This window comes from Williamsia sp. SKLECPSW1 (genome assembly GCF_054332755.1).
The window spans coordinates 1,730,985-1,744,962 of record NZ_JBTGLI010000001.1 but is presented as its reverse complement, the minus strand read 5'-3'; the positions used below and the strand labels follow the sequence as shown (position 1 = coordinate 1,744,962).

At 71.0% G+C, this 13,978-nt stretch carries 14 protein-coding genes; 10 read left to right on the top strand and 4 right to left on the bottom strand.

Annotation, left to right across the window (positions count from 1 at the left end):
* Positions 1-60 precede the first annotated feature (60 nt).
* On the top strand, positions 61-753 hold the full coding sequence (locus ACXVUM_RS07930) for an SWIM zinc finger family protein (RefSeq protein WP_458521279.1): 693 nt from the start codon (positions 61-63) through the stop codon (positions 751-753).
* A gap of 20 nt (positions 754-773) precedes the next feature.
* On the top strand, positions 774-1,628 hold the full coding sequence (locus ACXVUM_RS07925; RefSeq protein ID WP_458521278.1) for an alpha/beta fold hydrolase: 855 nt from the start codon (positions 774-776) through the stop codon (positions 1,626-1,628).
* Positions 1,629-1,635: 7 nt separating this feature from the next.
* Here ACXVUM_RS07925 and ACXVUM_RS07920 read toward each other — a convergent pair whose 3' ends face one another.
* A complete protein-coding gene (locus ACXVUM_RS07920) occupies positions 1,636-2,886 on the bottom strand; it encodes an NAD(P)/FAD-dependent oxidoreductase (RefSeq protein ID WP_458521277.1) in 1,251 nt (416 codons plus the stop codon).
* 29 nt (positions 2,887-2,915) lie between these two features.
* Positions 2,916-4,670: a potassium channel family protein gene (locus ACXVUM_RS07915; RefSeq protein WP_458521276.1), complete on the bottom strand. Its 1,755-nt coding sequence runs from the start codon at positions 4,668-4,670 to the stop codon at positions 2,916-2,918.
* A gap of 124 nt (positions 4,671-4,794) precedes the next feature.
* Between ACXVUM_RS07915 and ACXVUM_RS07910 the strand changes: the two genes are divergently transcribed.
* A complete protein-coding gene (locus ACXVUM_RS07910; RefSeq protein WP_458521275.1) occupies positions 4,795-5,373 on the top strand; it encodes a TIGR03086 family metal-binding protein in 579 nt (192 codons plus the stop codon).
* Positions 5,374-5,509: 136 nt separating this feature from the next.
* Positions 5,510-6,403, top strand: a complete 894-nt coding sequence (locus ACXVUM_RS07905) for an alpha/beta hydrolase fold domain-containing protein (RefSeq protein ID WP_458521274.1) — start codon at positions 5,510-5,512, stop codon at positions 6,401-6,403.
* 10 nt (positions 6,404-6,413) lie between these two features.
* Here ACXVUM_RS07905 and ACXVUM_RS07900 read toward each other — a convergent pair whose 3' ends face one another.
* On the bottom strand, positions 6,414-6,929 hold the full coding sequence (locus tag ACXVUM_RS07900) for a hypothetical protein (RefSeq protein WP_458521273.1): 516 nt from the start codon (positions 6,927-6,929) through the stop codon (positions 6,414-6,416).
* Positions 6,930-7,051: 122 nt separating this feature from the next.
* Between ACXVUM_RS07900 and ACXVUM_RS07895 the strand changes: the two genes are divergently transcribed.
* Positions 7,052-8,191, top strand: coding sequence for an XdhC family protein (locus tag ACXVUM_RS07895; protein WP_458521272.1), 1,140 nt, complete (start codon positions 7,052-7,054; stop codon positions 8,189-8,191).
* A gap of 3 nt (positions 8,192-8,194) precedes the next feature.
* Here ACXVUM_RS07895 and ACXVUM_RS07890 read toward each other — a convergent pair whose 3' ends face one another.
* Complete coding sequence (locus tag ACXVUM_RS07890) at positions 8,195-8,755, bottom strand: nucleotidyltransferase family protein (RefSeq protein ID WP_458521271.1); 561 nt, start codon at positions 8,753-8,755, stop codon at positions 8,195-8,197.
* A gap of 88 nt (positions 8,756-8,843) precedes the next feature.
* Between ACXVUM_RS07890 and ACXVUM_RS07885 the strand changes: the two genes are divergently transcribed.
* From ACXVUM_RS07885 to ACXVUM_RS07865, 5 genes are read left to right on the top strand one after another with little or no spacing between them, the layout of a single operon-like run.
* On the top strand, positions 8,844-10,841 hold the full coding sequence (locus ACXVUM_RS07885; protein WP_458521270.1) for a solute carrier family 23 protein: 1,998 nt from the start codon (positions 8,844-8,846) through the stop codon (positions 10,839-10,841).
* A gap of 3 nt (positions 10,842-10,844) precedes the next feature.
* Positions 10,845-11,372 carry a 2-oxo-4-hydroxy-4-carboxy-5-ureidoimidazoline decarboxylase gene (gene uraD, locus ACXVUM_RS07880; protein ID WP_458521269.1) on the top strand — a complete coding sequence of 176 codons (528 nt, stop codon included), beginning with the start codon at positions 10,845-10,847 and terminating at the stop codon, positions 11,370-11,372.
* Positions 11,372-11,695 carry a hydroxyisourate hydrolase gene (gene uraH, locus ACXVUM_RS07875; protein ID WP_458521268.1) on the top strand — a complete coding sequence of 108 codons (324 nt, stop codon included), beginning with the start codon at positions 11,372-11,374 and terminating at the stop codon, positions 11,693-11,695. Before uraD ends, uraH begins: the two co-directional genes overlap by 1 nt.
* 11 nt (positions 11,696-11,706) lie before the next feature.
* Positions 11,707-12,615, top strand: coding sequence for a factor-independent urate hydroxylase (gene pucL / locus ACXVUM_RS07870; protein WP_458521267.1), 909 nt, complete (start codon positions 11,707-11,709; stop codon positions 12,613-12,615).
* On the top strand, positions 12,612-13,976 hold the full coding sequence (locus ACXVUM_RS07865) for an 8-oxoguanine deaminase (RefSeq protein ID WP_458521266.1): 1,365 nt from the start codon (positions 12,612-12,614) through the stop codon (positions 13,974-13,976). The genes pucL and ACXVUM_RS07865 overlap by 4 nt, the downstream gene beginning before the upstream one ends.
* Positions 13,977-13,978: the final 2 nt, after the last annotated feature.

Sequence of the window (13,978 nt, the reverse complement as noted above, 5' to 3'; positions counted from 1 at the left end):
TCCCGACGACGTGCCGACACCCCTCTGCGGGGGTACGGGCGCACCCCCTGGTCGCGGGCGATGCTCGCCGTCGCCGACCGTCCCTCCGACACCCGCCGCGTGAACAAGGCGCGCGGCTACTTCCGCGAGCGTCAGGTCCACGACTTCCGTGTCCGCCCCGGTGTCGTCACCGCACTGGTCCAGGGCAGCCAGCTCGAGCCCTTCGAGACCGGTTTGCGTTTCCGCACCGTCGAACCCGACACGGTCGTCACGCTGCTGCGGGCCCAGGACGCCACCGACGACCTGCTCGCCGTGGCGCGGGGGGAACAGCCGTCGACCCTCGGCGCGATGGTGTTGCCCACCGAGGCCGCCGATCTCGTCGTCGAGTGCTCCTGTCCCGACGACGAACCGCACTGCATCCACGTCCTCGCCGTCGCCTACGAACTCGCCGCTCGCATCGACGACAGCCCCGGGGTGGCGCTGGCGATGATGGGCGCCGACGTGCCCACGTTGCTGACGCGGATGCGTGCGGGTCCGGTCGACGGCTCGAACCCACCGCCGACCGACTCCCCGCCCCGCCGCCCCAGCGACGACCCGTTCGCGATCGGGGTCCTCCCGCTGCTTCCCGAACCGCCGGACTTCGACGTCCTCACCGACCTCGACAGCGACGGACTGACACGGGCGCTGCGCGCGTCCGGCGTCGCAGCCCTCGACGTCGCCGAGGTCGTCGACGAACTCGCCGAGCTGTACGCACGCGTGCGGGGTCGCCCCTGACCGCGTGTCAGGATCAGACGATGACCGAGCGCATCACCGAGTTCTCCCGGGGCTCGTACACCTTCGACGTCGCCGACATCGGCCCACTCGACAGCCCGGGCGCGGACGGCGCCGTGGTCGTCGCGCTGCACGGATTCCCGCAGACCAAGGAATCGTGGCGGCGGGTGTCGGCGGAGCTCGCGACGCGCGGTGTCCGGACGATCGCGCCCGATCAGCGCGGATACAGTCCGCGGGCCCGGCCGACGGGCCGCCGTGCGTACGCACTGCCCGAACTCGTCGCCGACGTGGCTGCGCTCGTCGAGGCGGTCGGGGGACCGGTGCACCTGCTCGGCCACGACTGGGGTGCGACGGTCGGCTGGGGTGTCGCCGCGAACCGCCCCGAGGTGCTCCGTTCCTACACGGCGCTGTCGGTGCCGCACCCGGCGGCGTTCCTGTGCGCGCTCGTCACGTCGTCGCAGGCCCTGCATTCCTGGTACATGGCGGCGTTCCAGATCCCCGGCGTGCCCGAGCGGATCGTCCGTGCCGCCGGCGATCGGATGGTGCCCTCCCTCCGGGCGTCCGGACTCGACGACGAGAGCATCACCATCGTGCGCGAGCGGGTCGTCGGGACCGACGCCCTGACCGGTGGGATGAACTACTACCGGGCCATCGCACGGGGGATGCGCAGCGGCACCGGGAAGGTCACCGTGCCGACGACCTATGTGTGGGGTGCGCGCGACACGTTCCTCACCCGGGCGGGCGCCGTCGACACCGCCGCGCACGTCCTGGCGAGGTACCGGTTCGAGGTCGTCGACGACGGTGGGCACTGGCTGCCGGAGACCCATCCCTCGCGGATCGCGGACCTCGTCGTCGACCGCATCGACTCCACCCGCTGAGCACTGGTCAGAGCAGGCGGAGGACGGCCGACGCGGCGCGCCCGCCGGAGACCATCGCACCCTGCAGGGACGGGGTGTCGCGGTGGTCGCCGGCCATCACGGTGCGCTCGCCGACACGGACCCGCCGGCGGACGGGCAGTCCGGGCGCCTGGGACGGCAGAGCATGTCGGATCATGTTGCGGGTCAGCAGTTCCCACCCTGAGGTCGACGTCTGCCACAGCCGCGCCAGCTCCTCGCGGACGACCGACTCGTCGACCGGGGTGTCACCCTGCAGGACGGAACTGGCCTGCACGAGGGTGCGGCCGGGCGGCGCATAGTCGGGGGCGATGGCGCTCATGCACGCCGTGTTGGCGAGCGGACCGCCCGACCCGGAGACCCGGAGGAACTCGTCGGACAGCTCGTCGTCGGCTGCGAACCACCACGTGACCAGTCCGCGCATCGGGGAGGTCGCGACGCCGGTGAGGTCCGCGGCGTCGGACGCGTCGGTCGCGACGACGACCGCCCGCGCGACGAGGTGCTCACCGCCCGCGGTCCGCACCGACACCGAACTCCCCGCCTCGTCGACCTCCTCGACGGATGTGTCGTAGCGGATGGTCGCCCCGCACCGCGCCGCGAGCTGATCCGGCAGCGCCTGCATCCCGATGGCGGGCACCCCGGGTGTCGCGCGGAGGAAGCTCCGCAGCACCAGGCGCACATAGCGATCCGAGGTGACGCCCTCGGTGTCGGCGAGGACTCCCGACAGGAACGGCAGGAGAACCGAGTCACGCAGGGGCCCGTCGACGCCGTACCGGTCCCAGTCGTCGCCGACGGCGGCATCGGGCCGCGCCTGCAGGCGGCGAACCGGCCCGATCGCGGGCAGGGCCCATCGGACGGCACCCGTCACCGCGGTCGGGCGGAGCAGACGCAGCGACACCGCGGAGGCCGCGGTGGTGCGGGCGAGGTCGGGGTGTCGGATCGGATCGGCCAGTGTGTGCACCGCGCCGTCGGCGCCGACGACGCGGACACCGCGGCCGGCGACGCGCAGATCGAGGGCGTCGAGATCGACGTGACGCCGCAACGCGGGATACGACGGGTTGATCAGCTGGAAGCCGCGGTCACAGCGGAACCCGTCGACGGTGTCGGTGCGAACCCGTCCGCCCGGACCGTCCGACCGCTCCAGCACCACCACGTCCAGGCCCCGACGACGCAACACCCCGGCGCATCGCAGACCCGCCAGTCCGGCGCCCACCACGACGACGTCGACATCGATTCCGGTCACGTCCACCATCCAACACGCAGTGGGCGTCCTCACCCCACCCGTTGGTGTTCGAGCACTGCGAGGAGTTCCTCGTGCGGACCGACGACGACCGCCTCGTCGCCGGCGGCGAAGGCGGTACCCCGCCGGGGCGGGTACTCGAGGTCGCCGGTGTCGTGGCGGCGGATCGCGATCACCCGGGTGTGCGCGGAGAGTTCCTGCATCGCCACCCCGACGAGACCGCCGTCGGGCTCGACCCGCAGCCGACCCACCACGAACGACAGGGACTGGACGGTGAACGTGCTCAGCACCGTCAGACCCAGGGCGGCGCCGACGAACCACGGGATCGCCAGTTCCGTCGTCGACCGCACGTGTCGGAACCCGAAGCGGTGCGCGACCGCGTCACCCATCGTGCGGTCGAACACCCGCAGCACCACCGGGACGCCACGACGATCGCCCTTGTCGGACCAGGCGTCGCCGAGTGCGCCGCGGACGGCGGTCCCCGTCTCGATGTTCACCATGTCGTCGCTGGTCAACACCGCGACCGCACCCGCGGTGTGCACGCGGGCGTCGGCCAGGGTGGACGCGAGCGTCGCGTCCCCGATGACCACGGGGATCGACGCCGCGGCCGCCACCGACAGGAACCGGTTGTCCGAGGACCGTTCGACGATCACCACGTCGCGGCCGCGGGCGGCGATGTCCCGGGCGACCCGGATGCCGAACGCGCCCAGCCCGATCACCACGACGTGACCGCTCATGAACCGCGCGCGACGACGTCCCGCGGCCTCGGCGATCCGCCGCGAGATGAGCAGTTCGGCGAGGAACGCCATCACCATCGCGGTCGTGGTGAGGCCGAGGAACATCAGGAAGATCGAGTAGATGCGCAGTGCCGTCGGCTGATCGGCGAAGGTGAAGTCGCCGTAGCCGACGGTCGCGATGGTCTCGGAGCTGAAGTAGACCGCGTCGAGGACGCTCATCCCGGGTTTGCGGTAGGAGAACCGGAGGATCGTCGTGGACACCGCGATCAGGAGCACGAGGACGACCAGCATCCGGAAGAAGTTCGGGTTCGCGTCCCGGATGAACGACCGCACCGCGGCCCGGGCGCGACGCGCGATCCCCGGCGGCCGCGGCCGGTGACCGGTCTGCGCCTGCTCGTCGACGGTCAGTCCGTGCGATGCGAACTCGTCGACGGTGCCGAGCATCGTCGCCACGTCACCCGGCGAGACCCGGTGGTCGCGGCCGGGGCACGCGACGACGTCGCCGTCGTGCGCAGACACGGCCAGCGGGGCGAGGTCGCCGAACTGTTCGCGCAGGGTTCCCTCGGCGCGGACCGGCACGGTCGCGGCGACGACATCGATGCCGGCGGCGGTGATGCGGTGGGTGGTGATCCCGAGACAGGCCTCGACGACCGACGGCGCGGCGAGGTCGGCCACGTCGAGGACGGTGTCACGGTGGCCGACGTCGGTGGCCGACATGGCACCGGCGACGGTCGCGTTCGCGAGGCGGGTGACGATGCGGACGTCCGGTCGCAGACGGCGGGCGACCAGCGCGGTCTCCAGGTTGGCCATCTCGACGTCCTCGACGCACACCACCGCGTCGGCCGTGGCCAGACCTGCGGCCAGCAACGCCTCCTCGACGGCGCCGGCGACGACCACCACGGGGATGTCCAAGCGCTCCGCGGTGACCCGACCGGCGGTGTCACCGCCGCGCACGACGACGGTCACCGGCGCCCCGGCGGCGAGGAGGTGTTCGGTGACGGGTACCGCGATGCCCGTCTGTCCGCAGACGATCACGCCCGACTCCCGCATCGACGCCACCTCTCACACCCCCTCGGGTGCGGTGAGAGTACGACGATCTCCGCCGTCGCGATGAGTTCGTGGGACTCGGCGGGTCACACCCGGTGACACGACCCTGCGTCCGAGAAGGTGACCCATGTTCGATCTCGCACCGGCGACCACGGAGATGACACGACTGATCGGCGGTGTGCGCGCCGACGACCTCGATCGTCCGACGCCCTGCGACGACTGGACGGTGCGGGACCTGCTGGCCCACATCCACCAGTTCGTCGACGTGTTCACCTGCAACGCGCGGAAGGACCCGCTGCAGCCGCCGGACGCACTCGTCGACGACTGGCGCACCGCGATACCGGCTCGACTGGAGGAGCTCGCGGCCGCCTGGCGTCGCGGCACCGCGTGGGAGGGACAGGTCACGGTGGGCGGCGTCGCGATGTCGGCGGCCGACAACGCGGTGGTCGCGGCCGAGGAACTGACCGTCCACGCGTGGGACCTCGCCCGGGCCACCGGGCAGGAGGTGCAGGTGGCGTCCTCGATGCTGGACCGCGTCGACGAGTTCCTCGAGATGTTCGCCCCCGGCACGGACGACGACGCGTTCGGGTCCAGCGCGAACGGTCCGTTCGGGCCCGTCGGGCCGCTGTTCGACGGCGCCGGCCGCCTCGATCGGATCGTCGCGCAGACGGGCCGTGACCCGGCGTGGGGGTCGTCCGATTCGTAGACGGCGGATGAGAACCACATCACCATCCGTGTGATGCATGAACCGGCGGGGAACGGGGGACCCCCATCTCATGCACCAGGAGCACGACACGACCAGGACCCACACCGTCGCCGGAACGGTGTCATGGCGAGCCCGGATGCTGATCGCCCAGATCCGACTCCGACGACGGAAGCGGTTCTACGCCAGCGCAGCGACGATGCGCGAGCAGTTGCCCCAGCACCAGGACGCGTCGCGCGCCCGTCCTCCCCGCTCGCTGCGGCGACACCTGCGCGTCGACGAGACCGACGTCGAGGGCTTCCCCTGCTTCACCCTCACCCCGCGGTCCGGGGTCCGCACCGACCTGCACATCGTGCACTTCCACGGCGGCGGGTTCGTCGAGTCTCCCGAGTCCCACCACTGGCACTTCGCGCGGCGGATCGTCGACGCGCTGGGGTGTCGCTACACACTGCCCATGTATCCGCTCGCACCGAGCCACGACCACCGCCGCATCGTCCCGTTCGCGCTCGCCGGGTACGAGCAGATCACCCGAGACACCCCGGCGCACGCCCGCGTCCTGTTCGGCGACTCCGCCGGCGGCAGCATGGCACTGACCATCGCCCAGGATCTGCGTGATCACGACCGACCACAACCGGCGTGCATCGCGTTGTTCTCACCGTGGCTGAACCTCGCCACCGACGATCCCGAATCGATCCTGATCGACCCGACCGACCCGGAACTGGGGATCGAGGGGTTGCGGCAGGCCGGACGGTGGTACGCGGCCGACAAGCCGCTCGACGACCCCTACCTCAGCCCCGCGCACGCCGACCTGGACGGCCTCGCGCCCATCGCCGTGTTCGTGGGCACCCGCGACATCCTGATGCCCGACGCGACGATGCTCCGCCGCGACGCCGCGGTGGCCGGGGTCCCGCTCGACCTGCACATCCACGGCGGCATGTTCCACAACTGGATCATGAAGCGCATTCCCGAAGCCCGCACCGCCACCCGGCAACTGCTGGACTTCCTCGACGGGCACCGGGTCGGCACGAGCTGACCGCCGCCCCCTAGTCCGGGAGTCCGATCACGTCGAGGACGGTGGTGCGCGGGAGCAGTGCGGCGTCGGCACCCCACAGGGTGCGCGCCGCACGCAGCGACAGTGCCAAGGACTCGCACCGCCACGGCGCGACGTCGTCGCGGCAGGCCCGTCCGGTCAGCACCAGGGTGTGCAGGCGCGGCAGCTCGCGCATGTCGATCATGTGCCGGTCGCGGGTCACCGAGACCGGGCCGAACTCGACACCGCTCAGGCCCGCCGACTCCACCGCGTCGCGGACCGTGTCGGTGACGGCGTACAGCCCCCCGACGGCGATCACCCCCTCGGTGACGGTGTCGTCGAGAACGATGTGCCCCGACGTCGCACGCGGTGGGTTGTGGGTGCGATCCCACGTGACCGAGACGAGTCGGCCCGGGCAGGTCGGACGGAGTCGGTAGTGCATCGGGGAATCGATGCGGACGAACGAATCGATCTCCGCGAGAGAGGATTCGACGCGGACGGGACGGGTGAAGTCGACTGGTGCGGCCATGTCGTCGAGCCTGCTCGCCGCTCGGCGTCGCGGGTAGGGGTCACCGCGTCAAGATCGTGGCTCGACCCGTCAAGATCTCGTTCACGGGGTTAGGGTCGCGTGATCTCAGGAGGAGGAGCGCCGTGCCCGATGTGAGCGCCGACATCCTCGCCGCGTGGCGCGCGGGCGAGGTGTGTGCCGTCGCCACCGTGGTGCGAGCGACGCGATCGGCACCGTGTCCTCCCGGCACGACGATGGCGCTGCTGCCGGACGGTTCGATCACCGGGTCCGTCTCGGGCGGATGCGTCGAGGCCGACGTGGTCGAGTGCATGCGTGACGTGCTCGCGGGTGCGAGTCCGTCGGTGCACCGGTACGACGCCGGAGACGACCTGGTGGCGGTCGGGCTGCCCTGCGGGGGAACACTCGACGTCTTCGTCACCGCGGTGTCGCAGGCCGCCGCTCCCCATCTGACGACGGTCGCCGACGACCGCGCCGCCGGGCGCGCGGTCGCGACCGCCACCGTCGTCGACCATCCCGATCCCGACCAGGTCGGCACCACACTCGTGGTCCGGGACATCGGGATCGTCGGCACCCTCGGGTCACCGCGGCTCGACAGGGTGATCGGCCAGACGGCACGGACCATGCTCGACACCCGGAACCCGGGCGTCGTCGACGTACGCCCCGACGGTCGCCCCGGCGTGGGGGTGTCGGTGTTCGTCGACGTCCATCCGCCGCGCCCCCGGATGCTGGTCTACGGCGCGGCCGTGGTCGCTGCGGCGGTCGCCGAGCAGGGGTCGTTCCTCGGACATCGGGTCACCGTCTGCGATCACCGCGCGGAGTTCGCCACCGCGCGGCGCTTCCCCGCCGCCGACGAGGTCGTCGTGGCCAGGCCTGCCGACCACCTCTCGACGGAACTCGCCGCGGGCACCGTCGACGACCGCACCGTGGTCTGCGCGCTCACCCACGATCTCCGCGTCGACGTCGACCTCCTCGAGGTCGCCCTGCGCGCCCGCCGCCTCGGGTACGTCGGGGCGATCGGGTCCCGGCAGGTCCACGACGAACGGACGCGACGACTGCGGGGTCGCGGTCTGACGGCGTCGCAGCTGGCGCGTCTGTGCAGCCCGATCGGCCTGGACCTGGGCGCCCGCACACCCGCGGAGGTCGCCCTCGCAGTGGCGGCCGAGATCACCGCACGCCGGCACGCGGCGTCGGGTCTGCCACTCTCGTCGACCCGCGGACCGGTCCACGGGTCGGTCGTCTCCCCGTCCGAGCAGAGCGCCTGACGATCACCGCTCGTCGACGTCGCGGCCGGTCGCGAGATCACCGCACTCGACGGTCACCACATCGGCACGAGCCGCCAGGAACGGGCCGGCACCGCGATCACCGGTGAGGGTCGGGACGAGCGCGTCGAGGTGGTCGGCGCCGAGGTGGACGGGGTGACCGGGCCGCCCGTCGTAGACCGCGCGCACCAACGCGCTCGGCGACCGCTGCGCCACCGACAGGACCCGCGCCACGACCGCCGCGTCGACGTCGGGGAGATCCACCAACGTCACCACCACCCCGGCCAGGTCGGGAACTGCGCGGGCAGCAGCGATCCCGGCACGCACCGAGGCCGACACCCCGGACCGCCAGTCCGACACCCTGACGGCGACAGCCGGTTCGGGGACCGTGACGTCGGCCGCCCCGAGGGTGACGACCACCCGGTCGCACCCGCCTGCGGCGAGGGCCGTGACCGCGCGGGACAGCCAATCGTGCGCGGTGACCTTCGGTGCACCCCACCGGGTGCCGGCACCGGCGCCCAGCACGACACCGACGACCGACCCGCTCTCGTTACAGACGTGAGTCATCGAGGTATATCTTCGCTCCCCCGGTCGCGGATCCGGGCCGCGCGGGCGATCGTTTCCGTACCGGCTCGCGACGGAAGGGGGCTGCATCATGGCGCGACCGACTGCGCAGACCGACGACGCGGCGGCGCACATCAAGGTCACCCGCAAGCATCCGGTGGACGAGGTCCCGCCCATCGGGAAACTCGCGACCCTCGGGCTGCAGCACGTCATCGCCTTCTACGCCGGCGCGGTCCTGGTGCCGCTGCTCATCGCCAGCGCGATCAAGCTGGACTCCGAAGCACTCACGATGCTCATCACCGCGGACCTCTTCACCTGCGGGATAGCGTCGTTGCTGCAATCGGTGGGCATCTGGAAGATCGGCGTCCGCCTGCCCCTGCTGCAGGGCATCACCTTCGCCACCCTCGCCCCGGTCATCAAGATCGCCAACGACCACGGCGGCGGCCGCGTCGGGCTGCTCACCGTCTACGGCGCGGTGATCTCGGCCGGCGTCATCACATTCCTCATCGCACCGTTCTTCGCGCGTCTCGTCCGGTTCTTCCCACCCGTGGTGACCGGGACGCTCATCACGATCATCGGGATCTGTCTGCTGCCGGTGGGTGCGGGCGACGCGACACGCGACCCGGCGTCGAAGCTCCCCGACGCCGGCAACGGCCGCTGGCTGCTGTACGCGATCGGCACGATCGTGCTGATCGTCCTGATGCAGCGGTTCTTCCGCGGCTTCTGGGCCACCATCTCCATCCTGTTGGGGCTCGTCATCGGGACCTTCGTGGCATGGACGGTGGGCGACACCGGGTTCCAGAAGGTCGGCGAGGCGTCGTGGGTCGGGTTCACCGACCCGTTCGCGTTCGGGTGGCCCCGCTTCGACGTCATCGCGATCGTCTCGATGGTCGTGGTCCTGCTGGTCGTCGCCGTCGAGTCGACGGGATCGGTGTTCGCGACCGGCGAGATCGTCGGCAAGCGCATCACCCCGGCGCACATCGCGGCGACGGTCCGCGCCGACGGCCTCGCCACCGTCATCGGCGGCATCTTCAACTCGTTCCCGTACACCGCGTTCTCCGAGAACGTCGGTCTGGTCCGGTTGACCGGGGTGAAGAGCCGGTTCGTGGTCGCCGCGGCCGGTGTCATCATGATCGTCCTCGGACTGCTGCCCAAGACGGCGAAGCTCGTCGAGACCATCCCCTCGCCGGTCCTCGGCGGTGCGGCGCTCATCATGTTCGCGACGGTTGCGATCGTCGGCATCCAGACGCTCGGTGCCGTCGACTTCACCGACCACCGCAACCTGATCATCGCGGGCACCTCGCTGGCGATGGGTCTGTACGTGCAGTTCTCGCAGTCGGTGGCCCCGGAGTCGGTGCTGGTCGGCGGCGCGAACGTCGACGTGCCCGCCCTGCCCGGAGTGGACGAGGCGGTGCCGGGTCTGCTGCAGATCCCCTTCAGCACCGGCATCACGATGGGTGCCATCACCGCGATCCTGTTGAACCTGCTGTTCTTCCACACGGGGAGCCGGGGTCCCGCGGTCGCGGGCCGCGGAGCCATCCGACTGGCCGAGGTCAACGGCATGTCGCGGGAGACGTTCCGCGCGACGTTCGGCGGGCTCGTCCAGGGCACCGACTGGGTCGTCGACCGCGCCTTCGAGCAGCGGCCGTTCGAGACCACACACGACCTGCGGGCGGCGTTCTCCGAGGCGATGCTGACCGGCAACGACGAGGAGCAGCTCGCGTTGATCCGATCGTTCCCGGATCTCGGCGCGCAGGACGACGAGGGCAACCCCGTCGCCGTCGACCACACCGGCCTGGTGCTGCTCGACGAGGAGGAACTCGGCACGGTGACCGACCTGGCGAAGGCCTACCATGAGCACTTCGGGTTCCCGCTCGTCATCTGCGCGCGGGAGACCGAACGGTACGAGCGGGTGCTGAGGAACGGGTGGTCGCGCATGGAGAACTCACCGACCAGCGAACGGTCGTTCGCGCTGATCGAGATCGCGAAGATCGCCAACTACCGCTTCGACGACCTCGTCGCCGACGCCAACCCCATCGCCACGGCCCGGCTGCGACATCTGGCCGACATCGGCGGGACCGGTCGGTAGCGCATGCGCCGTCCCGACTGGCGAGGCATCGACAGTTTCAACGGACTCACCGAGAACCAGGCGGTGCACGCCCTCTACGCGTGCTGCTCGTCGCGGATCTGGGCGGTCCGGGTCGCGGCCGCGCGACCCTTCACCGACGCCGACGCCCTCTACGACCAGGCCGATCTGATCCTCGCCGAGTTGACCGACACGGACCTCGAAGAAGCGCTCGACGGGCACCCCCGTATCGGGGAGCGGCCGACGAATGCGATGTCGACGCGGGAGCAGCGGGGTGTCCGCGGAGCCGACGAGAGCGTGCTGGCGGAACTGCGCGCGGCGAACGCGGCCTACGAGGAGAAGTTCGGGCACGTCTACCTCGTGCACGCGGACGGTCGGCCCGCCCAGGAGCTCCTGCGCATCCTGCAGCAGCGGTTGCACAACGACGCCGTCACCGAACGTCGGGTGATGCGTCTGGAGTTGGCGAAGATCAACCGGGCACGGTTGTCCCGCATGCTCTGTCCCGCGTCGGAACTGGCGGAGGGGGTGGGCTGATGGCATCGGTGAGCACCCACGTCCTCGATGCCGTGACGGGACGACCCGCCGTGGGTGTGGCGGTCACGCTGACCGCCGCGGACGGCTCCACGGTGAGCGAGGACGTCACCGACGACGACGGGCGAGTCGCTTCCGTCGCCGACGGTCTCGCCCCCGGTGTGTTCCGGATCCGGTTCGACACCGGCACCTGGTTCGCCACGCGGGAGATCGAGACCTTCTACCCCGAGATCGTCGTGACGTTCCGCATCACCGATCCCGACGGCCATCAGCACGTCCCGATCCTGCTGAGTCCGTTCGCATTCTCCACCTATCGCGGCAGTTGAGAGGAGGTCCCGTGGGAATCGTTTTGGGCGGGAACCAGTACGGCAAGGCCGAGAACCGTGTGGTGCGGATCTACCGTGACACCCCGCGTCACGAGATCCGTGACCTGAACGTCGGCACGGCGTTGCGCGGCGCGTTCACCGAGGCCTACACGGTCGGCGACCAGGGCGCGGTCCTGCCCACGGACACGCAGAAGCAGACCTGCTATGCGTTCGCCAAGGAGAAGGGGATCTCCTCGATCGAGCAGTACGGGCTCGATCTGGCAACACATTTCGTCGACACGGTCGACCCGGTGAGCAGCGCGCGGATCGAGATCGAGGAGTACGCCTGGCAGCGGGTCCTCGTCGACGGCGCCGAACACGACCACACCTGGGTGCGGCGCGGACAGGAGACGCGGACCGCCGACATCACGGTCGACGACTCGGACGGCACCCGTCGCACGTGGGTCATCGGCGGCTTCACCGATCTGGTGATCCTCAAGTCCACCGGGTCGGAGTTCCACGGCTTCCCCACCGACCGCTACACGGTCCTCGAGCCGACCACGGACCGCGTGATGGCGACCTCGCTGGTTGCGAAGTGGCGCTTCTCCACTGTCGACGTGGACTGGGACACCGTCTACGACGACGTCAAGGCGATCATGACGGCGCAGTTCGCGACGGTGCAGTCGAAGGCCCTGCAGCAGACGCTGTACGCGATGGGAAGCGCAGTGCTGGAAGCGCATCCGGAGATCGTGGAGATCCGGCTGTCCGCACCGAACAAGCACCACTTCGTCTACGACCTGTCTCCGTTCGGTCTCGACAACCCCAACGAGGTGTTCCACGCCGACGACCGGCCGTACGGGCTCATCCAGGCGTGCGTCACCCGCGACGACGCCCCCGACGCAGGCTCGGCATGGATGCCGCAGCGATCGTGGCTCGGATGAGCGCACCACGGACGGTGGTCATCTCCGACGCCGCGGTCGTGACGATGGACCCCGACGGCCGCGAGTTCGCGTCGGCCACGGTGGTCGTCGAGGGTGACCGCATCACGGGCGTGGACGTCGACGACGCCGCGATCCCGGCCGACGCCGAACGGATCGACGGTCGGGGATGTCTGCTGACGCCCGGCCTGGTCAACACCCACCACCACCTCTACCAGTGGATCACCCGCGGCCTTGCCGCCGACCACACGCTGTTCCAGTGGCTCACCACCCTGTACCCGGTGTGGGCAGGCATCGACGTCGACGGACTGCACGCCGGTGCACGCGGCGCCATCACCGCGCTGCTGGAGTCCGGATGCACCACCACGACCGACCACCATTACGTCTTCCCCACCGGAGCCGGCGATCTCCTCGGCGCGGAGATCGACGCCGCCACGACCCTGGGCGTCCGCTTCCACCCGACGCGCGGGTCGATGGACCTCAGCGAGAAGGACGGTGGACTCCCACCCGATTCCGTCGTCGAGACCCTCGACGCGATCCTCGCCGACAGCGGCGCGGCGATCGACAAGTGGCACGACCCGTCACCCGGCGCGCTGGTACAGATCGCGCTCGCCCCGTGCTCCCCGTTCTCGGTCACCGCCGATCTCCTGCGGGAGTCCGCCGCGCTCGCACGCGATCGTGGGGTGCGGCTGCACACCCATCTCGCCGAGACGCGCGACGAGACCGACTACTGCGCCGAGCACTTCGGGTGCACGCCGCTGCAGTACATGCGGGACCTCGGGTGGACCGGCTCCGACGTCTGGTTCGCGCACGGCATCCACTTCGACGACGAGTCGGTCGCCGAGCTCGGCCGGACCGGCACGGCGGTCGCGCACTGCCCCACGTCGAACGGACGCCTGGGCGCGGGCATCGCTCGCACGCGCGACCTGCTCGACGCAGGTGCGGTGGTCGGGCTGGGCGTCGACGGCGCGGCGTCCAACGAGTCCGCCCGACTGTTGCCCGAGGTGACGATGTCACTGATGCTGGCCCGCGCCGTCGGCGGGCCGCAGGCGCTGTCCACCCGAGAGGCGTTGCGGCTGGGGACCGTCGGTGGTGCGCGGGTGCTCGGCCGGGACGACGAGCTGGGGGCGATCGTCCCGGGCATGCTGGCCGACCTGGTGCTGTGGGATCTCACCGGTCCCGCGCACGCGGGCGTCGACGATCCCGTCGCCGCGTTGGTCCTCGGGTCGAACCCACCGATCCGGCGGTCGTGGGTCGGGGGTGAGACCGTCGTCGTCGACGGTCGCGCCGTCGGGTCCGATCCGGACGTCCTCGCCCGCGACGTCGCCGCCGCCCACCGCCGACTGCTCGACCGGGCGGGCTGAGC